Origin of the sequence: Pseudomonas sp. P179 (genome assembly GCF_000478485.2) — a bacterium.
Lineage (GTDB): Bacteria > Pseudomonadota > Gammaproteobacteria > Pseudomonadales > Pseudomonadaceae > Pseudomonas > Pseudomonas aeruginosa.
Window position 1 is genome coordinate 1,985,685 of the sequence record NZ_KI517354.1, and the last position, 13,710, is coordinate 1,999,394.

The 13,710-nt window shown below is 66.0% G+C and carries 11 protein-coding genes and 1 tRNA gene; 6 read left to right on the forward strand and 6 right to left on the reverse strand.

Features of this window, described 5'->3' with window-relative positions:
* Window positions 1-6: 6 nt before the first annotated feature.
* The gene (gene queA, locus HMPREF1224_RS21775) at window positions 7-1,050 is read right to left on the reverse strand and encodes a tRNA preQ1(34) S-adenosylmethionine ribosyltransferase-isomerase QueA (protein ID WP_003113798.1); all 1,044 of its coding nucleotides are present in this window, start codon (window positions 1,048-1,050) and stop codon (window positions 7-9) included.
* Window positions 1,051-1,152: 102 nt separating this feature from the next.
* Here queA and HMPREF1224_RS21780 point away from each other — a divergent pair.
* Window positions 1,153-1,239, forward strand: a tRNA-Leu gene (locus HMPREF1224_RS21780).
* A 325-nt stretch (window positions 1,240-1,564) separates the two neighbouring features.
* Here HMPREF1224_RS21780 and HMPREF1224_RS21785 read toward each other — a convergent pair.
* On the reverse strand, window positions 1,565-3,145 hold the full coding sequence (locus HMPREF1224_RS21785; RefSeq protein ID WP_003119288.1) for an EAL domain-containing protein: 1,581 nt from the start codon (window positions 3,143-3,145) through the stop codon (window positions 1,565-1,567).
* 129 nt (window positions 3,146-3,274) lie between these two features.
* On the opposite strand from HMPREF1224_RS21785, the gene HMPREF1224_RS21790 reads away from it, so the two are divergent.
* Window positions 3,275-3,772: an RDD family protein gene (locus HMPREF1224_RS21790; RefSeq protein WP_003100603.1), complete on the forward strand. Its 498-nt coding sequence runs from the start codon at window positions 3,275-3,277 to the stop codon at window positions 3,770-3,772.
* Window positions 3,773-3,903: 131 nt separating this feature from the next.
* Here the strand turns inward: HMPREF1224_RS21790 and lptG are convergent, their stop codons facing one another.
* The 4 genes from lptG to HMPREF1224_RS21810 form a co-directional block, all read right to left on the reverse strand.
* A complete protein-coding gene (gene lptG, locus HMPREF1224_RS21795; protein WP_003092863.1) occupies window positions 3,904-4,971 on the reverse strand; it encodes an LPS export ABC transporter permease LptG in 1,068 nt (355 codons plus the stop codon).
* Complete coding sequence (gene lptF / locus HMPREF1224_RS21800) at window positions 4,964-6,082, reverse strand: LPS export ABC transporter permease LptF (protein ID WP_003092864.1); 1,119 nt, start codon at window positions 6,080-6,082, stop codon at window positions 4,964-4,966. The genes lptG and lptF overlap by 8 nt, the downstream gene beginning before the upstream one ends.
* Window positions 6,083-6,273: 191 nt before the next feature.
* Window positions 6,274-7,197 carry an alpha/beta hydrolase gene (locus HMPREF1224_RS21805; protein WP_003115256.1) on the reverse strand — a complete coding sequence of 308 codons (924 nt, stop codon included), beginning with the start codon at window positions 7,195-7,197 and terminating at the stop codon, window positions 6,274-6,276.
* 83 nt (window positions 7,198-7,280) lie between these two features.
* Window positions 7,281-8,093 carry an AraC family transcriptional regulator gene (locus HMPREF1224_RS21810; protein WP_003100594.1) on the reverse strand — a complete coding sequence of 271 codons (813 nt, stop codon included), beginning with the start codon at window positions 8,091-8,093 and terminating at the stop codon, window positions 7,281-7,283.
* 336 nt (window positions 8,094-8,429) lie between these two features.
* Here HMPREF1224_RS21810 and HMPREF1224_RS21815 point away from each other — a divergent pair, with 336 nt between their 5' ends.
* The 4 genes from HMPREF1224_RS21815 to HMPREF1224_RS21830 all read left to right on the forward strand — a co-directional run bounded on the left by HMPREF1224_RS21815 (window position 8,430) and on the right by HMPREF1224_RS21830 (window position 13,695).
* Window positions 8,430-9,917, forward strand: a complete 1,488-nt coding sequence (locus HMPREF1224_RS21815; RefSeq protein WP_003092867.1) for a leucyl aminopeptidase — start codon at window positions 8,430-8,432, stop codon at window positions 9,915-9,917.
* Complete coding sequence (gene holC, locus HMPREF1224_RS21820) at window positions 9,914-10,342, forward strand: DNA polymerase III subunit chi (RefSeq protein ID WP_003100593.1); 429 nt, start codon at window positions 9,914-9,916, stop codon at window positions 10,340-10,342. Before HMPREF1224_RS21815 ends, holC begins: the two co-directional genes overlap by 4 nt.
* 11 nt (window positions 10,343-10,353) lie before the next feature.
* Window positions 10,354-10,722, forward strand: coding sequence for a hypothetical protein (locus HMPREF1224_RS21825; protein ID WP_003100590.1), 369 nt, complete (start codon window positions 10,354-10,356; stop codon window positions 10,720-10,722).
* A 120-nt stretch (window positions 10,723-10,842) separates the two neighbouring features.
* Window positions 10,843-13,695 (forward strand): valine--tRNA ligase, encoded by a 2,853-nt coding sequence (locus tag HMPREF1224_RS21830; protein ID WP_010793388.1) that lies wholly within the window; start codon window positions 10,843-10,845, stop codon window positions 13,693-13,695.
* The last annotated feature ends 15 nt before the right edge of the window (window positions 13,696-13,710 follow it).

Sequence of the window (13,710 nt, forward strand, 5' to 3'; positions counted from 1 at the left end):
CATGGATCAGTCCTCGGGTCCGCGGGGCGCGGGATTGCGGGTGATGAACATGGCATCACCGTAACTGAAGAAGCGATAGCCCTGCGCCACCGCCGCGGCGTAGGCGGCCATGGTCTCCGGGTAGCCGGCGAAGGCCGAGACCAGCATCAGCAGGGTGGATTCGGGCAGGTGGAAGTTGGTGACCAGGGCATCGACCACATGGAACGGCCGGCCCGGGTAGATGAAGATGTCGGTGTCGCCGCTGAAGGGCTTCAGCTCACCGTCGCGTGCCGCGCTTTCCAGCGAGCGCACGCTGGTGGTGCCGACGGCGACTACCCGGCCGCCGCGGGCCCGGCAGACGGAAACCGCGTCCACCACGTCCTGGCCGACCTCCAGCCATTCGCGGTGCATCACATGGTCCTCGATACGCTCGACACGCACCGGCTGGAAGGTACCGGCGCCGACATGCAGGGTAACGAAGGCGGTATCCACCCCCTTCGCGCGGATCGCCTCGAGCAGCGCCTCATCGAAGTGCAGGCCGGCGGTCGGGGCCGCCACCGCACCGGCGCGCTGGGCGTAGACGGTCTGGTAGCGCTCGCGGTCGGCCGCATCGTCCGGTCGGTCGATATAGGGAGGCAACGGCATGTGCCCGACCCGCTCCAGCAAAGGCAGCACGGGTTCGGCGAACGCGAGTTCGAACAGGGCGTCGTGGCGTTGCAGCATCTCCGCGCTGCCACCGCCTTCGACGAGGATCCGCGTGCCGGGCTTGGGCGCCTTGCTGGCGCGTATGTGGGCAAGCACCCGGTGCTGGTCGAGCACGCGCTCGACCAGGACTTCCAGCTTGCCGCCGGATTCCTTCTGGCCGAACAGGCGCGCCGGGATTACCCGGGTATTGTTGAACACCATCAGGTCGCCCGGACGCAGGTAGTCCAGGAGATCGGCGAATTGTCTGTGGGCGAGGGTTCCCGTCGGGCCATCCAGCGCCAACAGGCGGCTTGCGCGGCGTTCAGGCAGGGGATGACGGGCGATCAGGGCCTCGGGCAAGTCGAAATGAAAATCGGCGACACGCATGGGGAGACTCTCGAAAGGCCGCGTAGCTTACCGGAAATGTGTTTTCCCCGCCACGAACCCGATTGACCAACGGTAGGCGCCTCCCTATACTGCGCCGCCATTGCCTCGGTGGCGGAATCGGTAGACGCGGCGGATTCAAAATCCGTTTCTGGCGACAGAGTGAGAGTTCGAGTCTCTCCCGAGGCACCATCCTGACTTCCCAAGCGTTTCCAGGGGAGCCCAGGACAGCAGGGAAACCGGCCTTCGCGCCGGTTTTTTGTTGTCCGCGATCTGGCTGATCCGGCCTGCAAATAAAAAAAGGCAGCGCTGGAGTCGAGACGCTGCCTTTTACCCGAGCTGCTGTCTTCCCAGCTCGGCGAAAAAAAATCTACCACAGCCGACGCCAAAAAGAAGCCCCGCGGATGCGGGCTTCTTGTCGCGCCAGGGGCGGTTTGCACCTGTTCGGTCTGCGAGTCTTTTGCTCATCCGTGACGAATAAGCTGGCAGCTCGCCCCTGGCGCGGGACTTTTAGCCGCTAGCCTCGGTCCGCCGGAAGTGCGACGACGGAAGCCCCCTGCCCTTCCTGCACAGTCAGGCTGGAAAGCAGACTCTCCAGCGGCATCGGCCGGCCGATCAGGTAGCCCTGCAGGTAATCCACCCCGCGGGCGGCCAGGTAGTCACGCTGCTCGGGGGTCTCCACGCCTTCGGCGACGATATCCAGGTCGAGCTTGGCGGACAGCTCGACGATGCTGTCGAGAATATGCCCGGAAAGAGTATCGATGCCGATGCGGGCGACGAAGCTCTGGTCGATCTTCAGGCAGTCCACCTGGAACTTGCGCAGGTAGGCCAGGCTGGAATGTCCAGTGCCGAAATCGTCGATAGCGATCTTCACTCCCAGGGCATGCAATTCGTCGAACAGACGGTCGGTGACTTCGCTCGACTCGATCAGCTCGCGCTCGGTCAGTTCCAGGACCAGGGTGATGTGCCCGGGCGGAAACGCCGCCAACAGCTCGCGACAGTCGTCCACCAAGGCCAGTTCGTGGCAATGGGTGGCACTGATGTTGAAACCGATGTGGAAGCCTGGCTCCAGCTTCCCGGCATGCCCGCCCAGGTCTTCCGCGACCTGGCGCATCAGCGCGCGCGTCATCGGTACGATCAGTCCCGAGCGCTCGGCGAAAGGTATGAACAGGTCGGGCCGGATCAGTCCCTCGCGCGGATGACGCCAGCGCATGAGCACCTCGACGCCTATCCAGCGTCCGCCCTGGCCGGGACTCAGCGGCTGGTAGTAGGGAATGAACTCGTTGGCCTCCAGGGCCCGGCGCAGTTCGCTGCTGGGCGAGGCGACCCGCCTGGATAGCCAGTAGCACAGAGTGCCGGCCAGCAGTCCGAAGAACAGTAGCAGGCCGAACATCGCCGGGTTCTGCGAGCGAATCGATCGCCACTCCTCACCCTCGGGGAAGCCCGACAGCACACGCAACGGATAACGCTGCGAAGCGAGCGATACGGCGGCGACCTCATAGGTAGGCGGCGCGTCGCGGTGGGTGCGGCCCTCGGCATCCAGCCAATTGGGACCGACCACCAGCACCTGGCGGCTACGTCGGTCGACGAGGTCCAGCACGTAGCTCAAGTAGCGCCCGTCGATCGCCGCCAATACCCCGCGCTTGCCGTCGAAGTCCCGCAGGACCAGCAGCGCGGCGTCCGGCGTGACTTGGTTGCCGGGCATCAGCAAGAGGCGTCCGTCGACATAGTTCTCGATCCGCACCGGCTCGTCGAAGCCGCCGAACAACGACGTGCAATAGATCGTATTGTCGCGCGTCAAATTGACCGAGCGTACGAACGGCATGATCGCCACTTGCTCGCGCAGCGCCAGTTCGGCCTCGGGACAGGGGCGCCCCGCCACCGGCATGACCTTGCGCGCCGCCAACGCAGCGTTGTCGAGCATCCGTTCGAACTGCCGCACCGCATTCCCGGCTGCCTGCTCGGACGTCTCCTGGAGGCTTCGCTCGGCCTGCCAGTAGAGGATGAGCAGCCCCAGGACGATCGGCATCACCCCGACCAGCACGGACAACGACAGCCGGAGCGCCTTTCTCCTAGCTCGCTTCACCGGAATCGGCATAGAAAAGACTCGTAATGATTGGGGTCTGCGCAAAGACTAGAACAGCCGGGGAAAAGCGTTGCCCGGGTGGGCGGCGCAAGCTGCGGATGGACGTATAATCCCCGGCTTTGCCCCGCACGGAACACGCCGATGCCGAAACACATGCTTTCTCCCCAGGGCGACTATGCCCCTGCCGGTCTGATCCGCCGCCTGGCGGCGATGTTCTATGACTTCCTGCTCTGCGTGGCGCTGATGATGGTGGTCACCCTGGTCTACCAGCAAGGCATCCTTCGACTGATCTACGGCAGCGACCATCTGCGCGAACTGGCCGACCGCGGCGCGCTGATCGGCGACCCGCTGCTCTCGACCTTGCTGGTGTTCGCCCTGTTCGGCTTCTTCGCCAAATTCTGGACCCACAACGGCCAGACCCTGGGCATGCAGGTCTGGGGACTGCGCGTGCAGAACCGCGACGGCAGCGCCATCAGCCTGCTCCAGGCGCTGCTGCGCTTCATGATCGCCATCGCCTCCTGGCTGTGCCTCGGCCTCGGCTTCCTCTGGATGCTCTGGGACAAGGACAAGCGTACGTGGCACGACCGCTATTCGGAGAGCCAGGTGGTCAGGCTGCCGAAGAACACTCACAAGAAGTGAGCGAAACAGGTCCGCAGAACGCGCTGTTTTGGCCTTTGTCGCGCCGGCGGCCAGGCTCCAGCCCGACGCGACAAGGAAGCACAAAGGCCACCCGTGGGTGGCCTTTTTTCATACCCGGCCTGCCGGGCCTGTCAGCCCGCCCGGCGTAGCAGCCAGACACCCGCCAGTGCGCAGATCGAGGCGGGGATCACCACCGCCAGCAGCGGCGGGAAGTCGAACACCAGGCTGGAGGGTCCGAGCAGGTCCTGGGCGATGCGGAAGACGAAGCCCACCAGCACGCCGGTGAAGATCCGCTGGCCCAGGGTCACCGAGCGCAACGGACCGAAGATGAAGGAAATCGCCATCAGCACCAGCGCGGCGGTCACCAGCGGTTGCAGGACCTTGGTCCAGAACGCCAGCCAGTAGCGGTTGTTGTTCAGGCCCTGGTCGGCGAGATAGTGGATGTACTGCCAGAGACCGCTGATAGACAGCGCCTCGGGCTCCATCACCACAGTGTTCAGCAGTTGCGGGCTGAGCTGGGCATCCCAGCGTTCGGTCGGTAGCTTGACCACCTCGGAACGCTTTTCCCTCGGATGCAGCAAGGTGGTGGTGACCTCTTCCAGTTGCCAGTGATCGGTCTCGAAGCGCGCGCGCTTGGCGAAACTGGCCGATTCCAGGCCACGCTGCTCGTCGAAGCGGTAGCGGGTCACGCCGTACAGCACGCCATTGGGCTGCACCGCGTTGATGTGGATGTACTCGCGCCCCTGGCGATGCCACAGACCGCGCTTGGAGCTTTGCGAATCGCCGCCGCCCTGGGCCAGGGCGCGGCCGCTCTGGGCGATGTTCTCGGTCCAGGGCGCGACGTACTCGCCAACCAGGATGCCGGCCAGCATCAGCACCAGCATCGGTTTCATCACCGCCCAGACGATCCGCGACAGGGATACCCCGGCCGCGCGCATGATGGTCAGTTCGCTGTTGCTGGCCAGGGTGCCGAGGCCGACCAGGCAGCCGATCAGCGCCGCCATCGGCAGCATGTCGTAGGCGCGCCGTGGCGCGGTGAGGAAGATGAAGCGCAGGGCGTCGCCGATGCCGTAGCTGGCGCTGATGTCGTTGAGTTCGTCGATGAAGGCGAACAGCAGCGCCAGGCCAAGGATCACCCCGAGCACCGCGAGGATCGCGACGAAGACGGTGACACCGATGTAACGATCGAGCTTAACCATGCGCCACCTCGCGACCGGCACGGGAGGACGCCAGCTTCAGGCGCAAGGGTTCCCAATAGAACAGAAGAAGACCGATCGCCAGGAATAGTCCGTGGACCCACCACAGGCCGATGGCCATGGGGATCTTGCCTTTGTCCAGTTGGCCACGGACAGCGATCAGCAGGGCCAGGTAGCCCATATAAAGGAGGATCGCCGGCAGCAGCTTGAGGAAGCGCCCCTGGCGTGGGTTGACCCGCGACAGCGGCACCGCCAGCAGGGTCACCACGAACACCAGCAGCGGTGTCGACAGGCGCCACTGCAATTCGGCCTGGTAGCGTGGGTTGTCGCTGCCGAACAGGTCGGCGGTGGGCACCGCGTCACGCTCGCTCACCTCGCTGCTGGCCTCGGGCTTGGGCAGCATCACGCCATAGGTGTCGTACTGGATCGCCCGGTAGTTGGCCTGCCCGGGATTGCCGTCGTAGCGGTAGCCGTTGTGCAGGATCAGGTAACGGCTGCCATCCGCCTGGATGTTCTGGGTGCCCTTCTCCGCCACCAGGATGGAGATGCCGCGTTCCTGGTTGCTGCTGTTGAGGTCCTTCTGCGAAATGAAGATGCCGGCCAGTTCGCCGCGATCCTTCGACAGTTCCTCGGTATAGGTCACCCGGGTACCGTCGCGCATTGCCTGGAAACGGCCCGGGACCAGGGTGTCGAACTCGGTCAGGGTATCCTGCTTGTTCAACAGCAGGGCGAACTGGTTGATGCCCTGGGGCGCCAGGAACAGGCTCAGCCAGGCCACCAGGATCGCCACCAGCAGCGCCGGGGCCATGGTATAGCCGAGCAGGCGCTTCTGGCTCATGCCGGTCGCCGAGAGCACGGTCATCTCGCTTTCCAGATAGAGTCGCCCGTAGGCCAGCAGGATGCCGAGGAACAGGCCAAGCGGCAGGATCAGCTGCAGGAAGCCGGGAATCCGGAACGCCATGATCAGGAACAGCGAACCGGGGTCGAGCAACCCCTGCGCCGCTTGCGCCAGGTACTTGATGAAACGGCCACTCATGATGATCACCAGCAGCACGGCGCTGACGGCGCTCATGGTGACCAGCACTTCACGGGACAAATAACGGAAAACGATCAATCCGGACACTCCTGGGTTGCCAGGCTCTGACGGGGCCCGTCGGCCCCGTCATCACGCGTTTCCGGCCATGGCGGCATGGCGCGGAGAAAATAGCCGGCATTATCCTGCGATTCGGCGGGCCTGTCACTGCGCAGGCCGAACCAAGAGCCCGATAGACCGTCGAGGCGAACGCTCGTTCAGCGCTTGCCGATTTATTCGACGACTGTCGCTGGCTGCTCGCCGCCCTCTCCGAGATGACGGACGAACCAGTCTGCCGCAGCCTGGCTGGTGGCGTCGAAATGCTCGATGTACGGCGTGAAATGGCCGCCGGCGAGCATCAGCAGCCGCTTGGGCGGCAACGCCCGCTGGTAGGCCTCCAGGCAAAGGTCCGTGGGCGTAAGCAGGTCCCGGTCGGCGACGATCATCAGCAGCGGCGTGGGGCTGATCCGCCCAATGTGAATGCCCGGCTCGTTCTCTCGCGCCAGCTCGGCGCTACGCAGGGTCACCCGGTTGCACCAGTTCGGTGCCAGCGCCGCGCTGTCGGTGAAGAACCGGTGGGCGTCCGCGCCGGCCATCGCGCAAGGCTCGTCGGGACTCGCGGCGACCGCCGGCAACAGCGCCGGCGGCAAGCCCTCGAAGCGCCGCTGGCGGTCCGCGTCGAAGCTTGCCAGCAATGCCGGCAACTGCTCGGCGCGGGTCCGGCGCAACGCCGAGGCATGGCCGCTGACGGTCGGCACCTGCGCCACCACGCATTTCACCCGCCGATCCAGTGCGGCCACTTCCAGCACATGTCCGCCGCTGTAGCTGGTTCCCCAGATGCCGATGCGGCTGGCGTCGACCCGGGCCTGGGCGCCCAACCAGGTGATCGCGTCGCGATAGCCGCGACGCTGCATCACCGGATCGATTTCCTGGCGCGGCTCGCCGTCGCTGTCGCCGAAGTTCGGATGATCGTAGAGGAGCACGACGAAGCCGGCGGCGGCGAATACCTCGGCGTAACGGTCCAGGTACTGCTCCTTCACCCCGGAAAAACCGTGCGTCATGACGATCGCCGGCCGCTCGGCACGCGCCTCCGGCAAATACAGCCAGCCGCGCAGGGCGACACCCTCGGAGCGGAATTCCACGTTCAGTCGTTGCATGCTTGCCTCCCGGGGCGGTCGTCTGGAAACGGGCCCAGCATAGGAATCCTGCCGCGTCGGCGCCGTCCGCCAACGGACGAAGGCTACGCCGAATCGGACAAGGCGAAGTAGCGGCTCGGCGTGCTCCCGGTCAGGCGTCGGAACATGGCACTGAATGCGCTGGGCGTCTGGTAGCCGAGATCCACGGCGATCCGCGCCACCGCTTCGCCAGCCGCCAGGCGTGGCAGGGCGGCGGCCAGGCGCACCTGGTGGCGCCAATGGACGAAGGTCACTCCCAGTTCGGAGAGAAACAGCCGTGCCAGGGTCCGCGAGGACGCCCCCACGTAGCGCGCCCACTCCTCCAGCCCGCGAGGGTCGGCCGGGTTCTCCAGCAGCGCCTGGCAGACTCTTCCCAGGCGTCGGTCCGCGGGGTCGGGCAAGGCCAGGGGCTGTTCCCGCGACCACTCCAGTTCGTCCAGCAGCACCGCCATCAACCGCCCCTCCCGGCCGCGCTCGTCGTACAACAACGGCAGGCCGGCGGCGCGCACGATCAACTCGCGCAACAATGGGCTGACCATCACTCCGCGCGGCACCCGGGGGAATTCCGGCGGGCAGGACTGCGGCCGGACATAGACGGTGTGCAAGCGGACCTCGCCGCGCGCCAGCATCGCGTGCGCCATCCCCGCCGGCATCCATACCGCGCGCTGCGGCGGGACCAGCCATAGCGTGCGACCGACATGCAGTTCGATCACGCCCGACAGGGCATGGATCAACTGCGCCCGCTCGTGCCGGTGCTCGGCGACCACGAAACCCGCCGGGAAGGTCTTGGCCATGACCCCGAGCGGCCGGCCGACTCGCTGGTAATCGCGTGGGTCGGTACTCCGGGCGGGATCCGCGACTGGTTTGCTGGCGGGCACGGTGCGACTCCTGCGGAACGAAACGTTCATTATAGGGACGCGGCATGGCCGCGGGTTCCCATGCGTACACAGTCGTGCCAGACACGCCGCAGTTGTGCGACCATGTGCGGCAACGGCCGGGAAGCACCGCCAACCCGGCTCCGGCGCTGTAGAACCTCGGTTGCCATCCTCGGCATGGAACGACCCCCGCCGCAACGACTAAGCTGTCGCTGCCTGCGTCACCGCCCCGGCGGCGACCGTCAGTCCTCGGGACGAATCGTGCTCGGAACAATCGCTTACCGCTAACGGATGCCGCCCCTTGCGCCATCCCGACTGTCTGTATTGGGGACCTCTTCCATGGAATTCCTTGTTAAAAGCGTACGCCCGGAAACCCTGAAAACCGCCACCCTGGTGCTCGCCGTAGGCGAAGGCCGCAAGCTCGGCGCCAGCGCCAAGGCGGTCGACGACGCCACCGGCGGCGCCATCAGCGCAGTGCTCAAGCGTGGCGACCTGGCCGGCAAGGTCGGCCAGACCCTGCTCCTGCAGAGCCTGCCCAATCTCAAGGCCGAGCGCGTGCTGCTGGTCGGCGCCGGCAAGGAGCGCGAACTGGGCGACCGCCAGTACCGCAAGCTGGCCTCCGCCGTGCTGTCGACCCTCAAGGGCCTGGCCGGCGCCGATGCCGCGCTGGCCCTCGGCGATCTCGCGGTGAAAGGCCGCGATGCCCACGCGAAGGCGCGTCTGCTGGTGGAAACCCTGGCCGATGGCCTGTACGTGTTCGATCGCTACAAGAGCCAGAAAGCCGAGCCGCTGAAACTGAAGAAGCTGACCCTGCTCGCCGACAAGGCCGACAGCGCCGCCGTCGAGCAAGGCAGCAAGGAAGCCCAGGCCATCGCCAATGGCATGGCCCTGACCCGTGATCTCGGCAACCTGCCGCCGAACGTCTGCCATCCGACGTTCCTCGGCGAGCAGGCCAAGGGCCTGGCCAAGGAGTTCAAGGGCCTGAAGGTCGAGGTCCTCGACGAGAAGAAACTGCGCGAGCTGGGCATGGGCTCGTTCCTCGCCGTCGCCCAGGGCAGCGACCAGCCGCCGCGGCTGATCGTCCTGCAATACAACGGCGCGAAGAAGGACCAGGCCCCGCACGTGCTGGTCGGCAAGGGCATCACCTTCGACACCGGCGGCATCAGCCTCAAGCCGGGCCTGGGCATGGACGAGATGAAGTTCGACATGTGCGGCGCCGCCAGCGTCTTCGGCACCTTCCGCGCGGTGCTCGAACTGCAGTTGCCGATCAACCTGGTCGGCCTGCTGGCCTGCGCCGAGAACATGCCCAGCGGCGGAGCCACCCGTCCGGGCGACATCGTCACCACCATGAGCGGGCAGACCGTCGAGATCCTCAACACCGACGCCGAAGGGCGCCTGGTGCTGTGCGATGCACTGACCTACGCCGAGCGCTTCAAGCCGCAGTCGGTGATCGACATCGCCACCCTCACCGGCGCCTGCATCGTCGCCCTGGGCAGCAACACCTCGGGCCTTATGGGCAACAACGAAGCGCTGGTCAGGCAACTGCTCAAGGCCGGCGAGTTCGCCGACGACCGCGCCTGGCAATTGCCGCTGTTCGACGAATACCAGGAACAGCTGGACAGCCCGTTCGCCGACATCGCCAACATCGGCGGGCCGAAGGCCGGCACCATCACCGCCGGCTGCTTCCTCTCGCGCTTCGCCAAGAAATACCACTGGGCGCACCTGGACATCGCCGGCACCGCCTGGATCAGCGGCGGCAAGGACAAAGGCGCCACCGGCCGCCCGGTTCCGTTGTTGACCCAGTACCTGCTGGAACGGGCCAAGTGACCCGGGTCGATTTCTACGTGATCCCCAGCGCCGATCCGTCGGCGCGCCTGCAGGTCGCCTGCCGCCTGGCCGAGAAGGCCTGGCGGCAGGGCATGCAGGTCTACCTGCATTGCGCCGACGAGGCGCAGCGCAGCGAGTTGGACGGCCGCCTGTGGAGCTTCCGCGGCGAGGCCTTCATTCCTCACAGCCTGGCCGAGGAAGACGCCGAGGCGCCCGTCGCCCTGGGCCTGGGCGAGCCCCCGGGGAACCATCGCGACCTGCTGATCAACCTGACCCTCGAGGCCCCCGGCTTCGTCCCGAACTTTTCGCGGGTGGCCGAACTGGTGGTCGAGGAGCCGGCGATCCGCCAGGCGGCACGGGATAAATTCCGCTTCTACCGGGAGCAGGGCTATCCTCTACAGGACCATCGCCTGCCGCGTATCTGAAGTGCACGACCATGGACAGCCACAAACCGACACAACCCCCGGAGCAGTTGCTCGATGACCTGGAGTCGATCCACGACCTGCTCTACGAACGGAACGAGCCGCCCTTGCTGACCGAATCCTTCGAGCCGGACAACATTCCCCTGCTCTCCGACGTCGTCTCCCCCGGTACCGCCCCGCGCGCGCCAGAGCCGCAGACCGCGGCAGCCACCACGGCAGGGCTGGCGCCCGCCGAACAGGAGCGCCTGGACGACGAGTTGCGAGCGTCCGCCGAACTGATCCTGCAGGAAGTCATCGACGACTTCGCCCCGCAGATCGAAGCCGAACTGCGCCGCCGCCTGCAAGCCCGCCTGGGTCGCCTGCTCGGCCAACGCAACGGCTGATCCGGACGCGGCGGGCGCCCGCCGCGGCCCGCGGCCTTACCCCCGGGCCGCCATCCCCGCTATACTCCCGGACTTTCTTCGCATTTTCCCCAGCCATATTCAGCTTTGGTCCCCTTTCGCATGGACAAGACTTACCAGCCGCACGCCATCGAGACTTCCTGGTACGAGACCTGGGAGTCCAACGACTACTTCGCTCCGAGCGGCGAAGGCCAGCCCTACACCATCATGATCCCGCCGCCGAACGTGACCGGCAGCCTGCACATGGGCCATGGCTTCAACAACGCGATCATGGACGCGCTGATCCGCTACCGCCGCATGCAGGGCCGCAACACCCTGTGGCAGCCGGGCACCGATCACGCCGGCATCGCCACCCAGATGGTGGTCGAGCGCCAGCTCGGCGCCCAGGGCGTGAGCCGCCACGACCTCGGCCGGGAGAAGTTCCTGGAGAAGGTCTGGGAATGGAAGGAACAGTCCGGCGGCAACATCACCCGGCAGATTCGTCGCCTGGGCTCCTCGGTGGACTGGTCGCGCGAGCGCTTCACCATGGACGACGGCCTCTCCGAAGCGGTCAAGGAAGCCTTCGTGCGCCTGCATGAAGACGGCCTGATCTACCGCGGCAAACGCCTGGTGAACTGGGACACCAAGCTGCACACCGCGATTTCCGACCTGGAAGTGGAAAACCACGACGAGAAGGGCCACCTCTGGCACCTGCGCTACCCGCTGGTGAACGGCGCGAAGACCAGCGAAGGCCTGGATTACCTGGTGGTCGCCACCACCCGTCCGGAAACCCTGCTGGGCGACGCCGCGGTCGCGGTGCACCCGGAAGACGAGCGCTACGCCAAGCTGATCGGCCAGTTCGCCGAACTGCCGATCGTCGGCCGGCACATCCCGATCATCGCCGACGAGTACGTCGACCGCGAATTCGGCACCGGCTGCGTGAAGATCACCCCGGCCCACGACTTCAACGACTACGAAGTGGGCAAGCGCCACGACCTGCCGCTGATCAACATCTTCGACAAGAACGCCGCGGTGCTGGCCCAGGCCCAGGTGTTCCACCTCGACGGCAGCGTCAACCCGAACCTCGACCCCAGCCTGCCGCAGAGCTACGCCGGCATGGACCGCTTCGCCGCGCGCAAGGCCATCGTCGCCGAGTTCGAGGCCATGGGCTTGCTCGAGAAGGTCGACGACCACGCGCTGAAAGTACCGAAGGGCGACCGCTCCGGCACCGTCATCGAGCCCTGGCTGACCGACCAGTGGTACGTCAGCACCAAGCCGCTGGCCGAAGACGCCATCGCCGCCGTGGAAGACGGCCGTATCCAGTTCGTGCCCAAGCAGTACGAGAACATGTACTTCTCCTGGATGCGCGACATCCAGGACTGGTGCATCAGCCGCCAGCTCTGGTGGGGCCACCGCATCCCGGCCTGGTACGACGAGGCCGGCAACGTCTACGTCGGCCGCGACGAGGTCGAGGTGCGCACCAAGCACAAGCTCGGCAACGAGGCCGAGTTGCGCCAGGACGAAGACGTTCTCGACACCTGGTTCAGCTCCGGCCTGTGGACCTTCTCCACCCTCGGCTGGCCGCAGCAGACCGAGTTCCTCAAGACCTTCCACCCCACCGACGTACTGGTCACCGGCTTCGACATCATCTTCTTCTGGGTCGCGCGGATGATCATGCTCACCATGCACCTGGTGAAGAACCCCGACGGCACCCCGCAGATCCCGTTCAAGACCGTCTATGTCCACGGCCTGGTGCGCGACGGCCAGGGCCAGAAGATGTCCAAGTCCAAGGGCAACGTACTCGACCCGCTGGACATCGTCGACGGCATCGACCTCGATACCCTGCTGCAAAAGCGCACCAGCGGCATGATGCAGCCGAAGCTGGCGGAGAAGATCGCCAAGCAGACCCGCGCCGAATTCCCCGAAGGCATCGCCAGCTACGGCACCGACGCCCTGCGCTTCACCTTCTGCTCGCTGGCCTCCACCGGCCGCGACATCAAGTTCGACATGGGCCGCGTCGAAGGCTTCCGCAACTTCTGCAACAAGATCTGGAACGCCGCCAACTTCGTCATCGAGAACACCGATGGCCAGGACACCGGGGTCAACGGCGAGCCGGTCGAGCTGTCCTCGGTCGACCGCTGGATCATCTCCCAGTTGCAGCGCACCGAGCAGGAAGTCACCCGCCAGCTCGACGCCTTCCGCTTCGATCTGGCCGCCCAGGCCCTCTATGAGTTCATCTGGGACGAGTACTGCGCCTGGTACCTGGAGCTGGTCAAGCCGGTGCTGTGGGACGAGAACGCCCCCATCGAGCGCCAGCGCGGCACTCGTCGCACCCTGATCCGCGTGCTGGAGACGGCCCTGCGCCTGGCGCACCCGTTCATGCCGTTCATCACCGAGGAAATCTGGCAACGCATCAAGGGCCAGGCCGGCAAGGAAGGCCCGACCCTGATGCTGCAACCCTGGCCGGTGGCCGACGAAGGCAGGATCGACGCCGCCGCCGAAGGCGACATCGAATGGGTCAAGGCGCTGATGCTCGGCGTGCGGCAGATCCGCGGCGAGATGAACATCTCCATGGCCAAGCGCATCGACATCATCCTCAGGAACGCCTCGCCCAGCGACCACCGCCGCCTGGCCGACAACGAGCCGCTGCTGATGAAACTGGCCAAGCTGGAAAGCATCCGCGTGCTGGAAGCCGGCGAGGAAGCGCCGATGTCCGCCACCGCCCTGGTCGGCGACATGGAAGTATTGGTGCCGATGGCCGGCCTGATCGACAAGAGCGCCGAACTGGGGCGCCTGGACAAGGAGATCCAGCGCCTGGAAGGCGAGGTCAAGCGCGTCGGCGGCAAGCTGTCCAACGAAGGCTTCGTCGCCAAGGCCCCGGCCGACGTGATCGAGAAGGAACGCGCCAAGCTAGCCGAGGCCGAACAGGCCCTGGCCAAGCTGGCCGAGCAACGGCAGAAGATCGCCGCGCTCTAAGCACTCTCGCCAAGG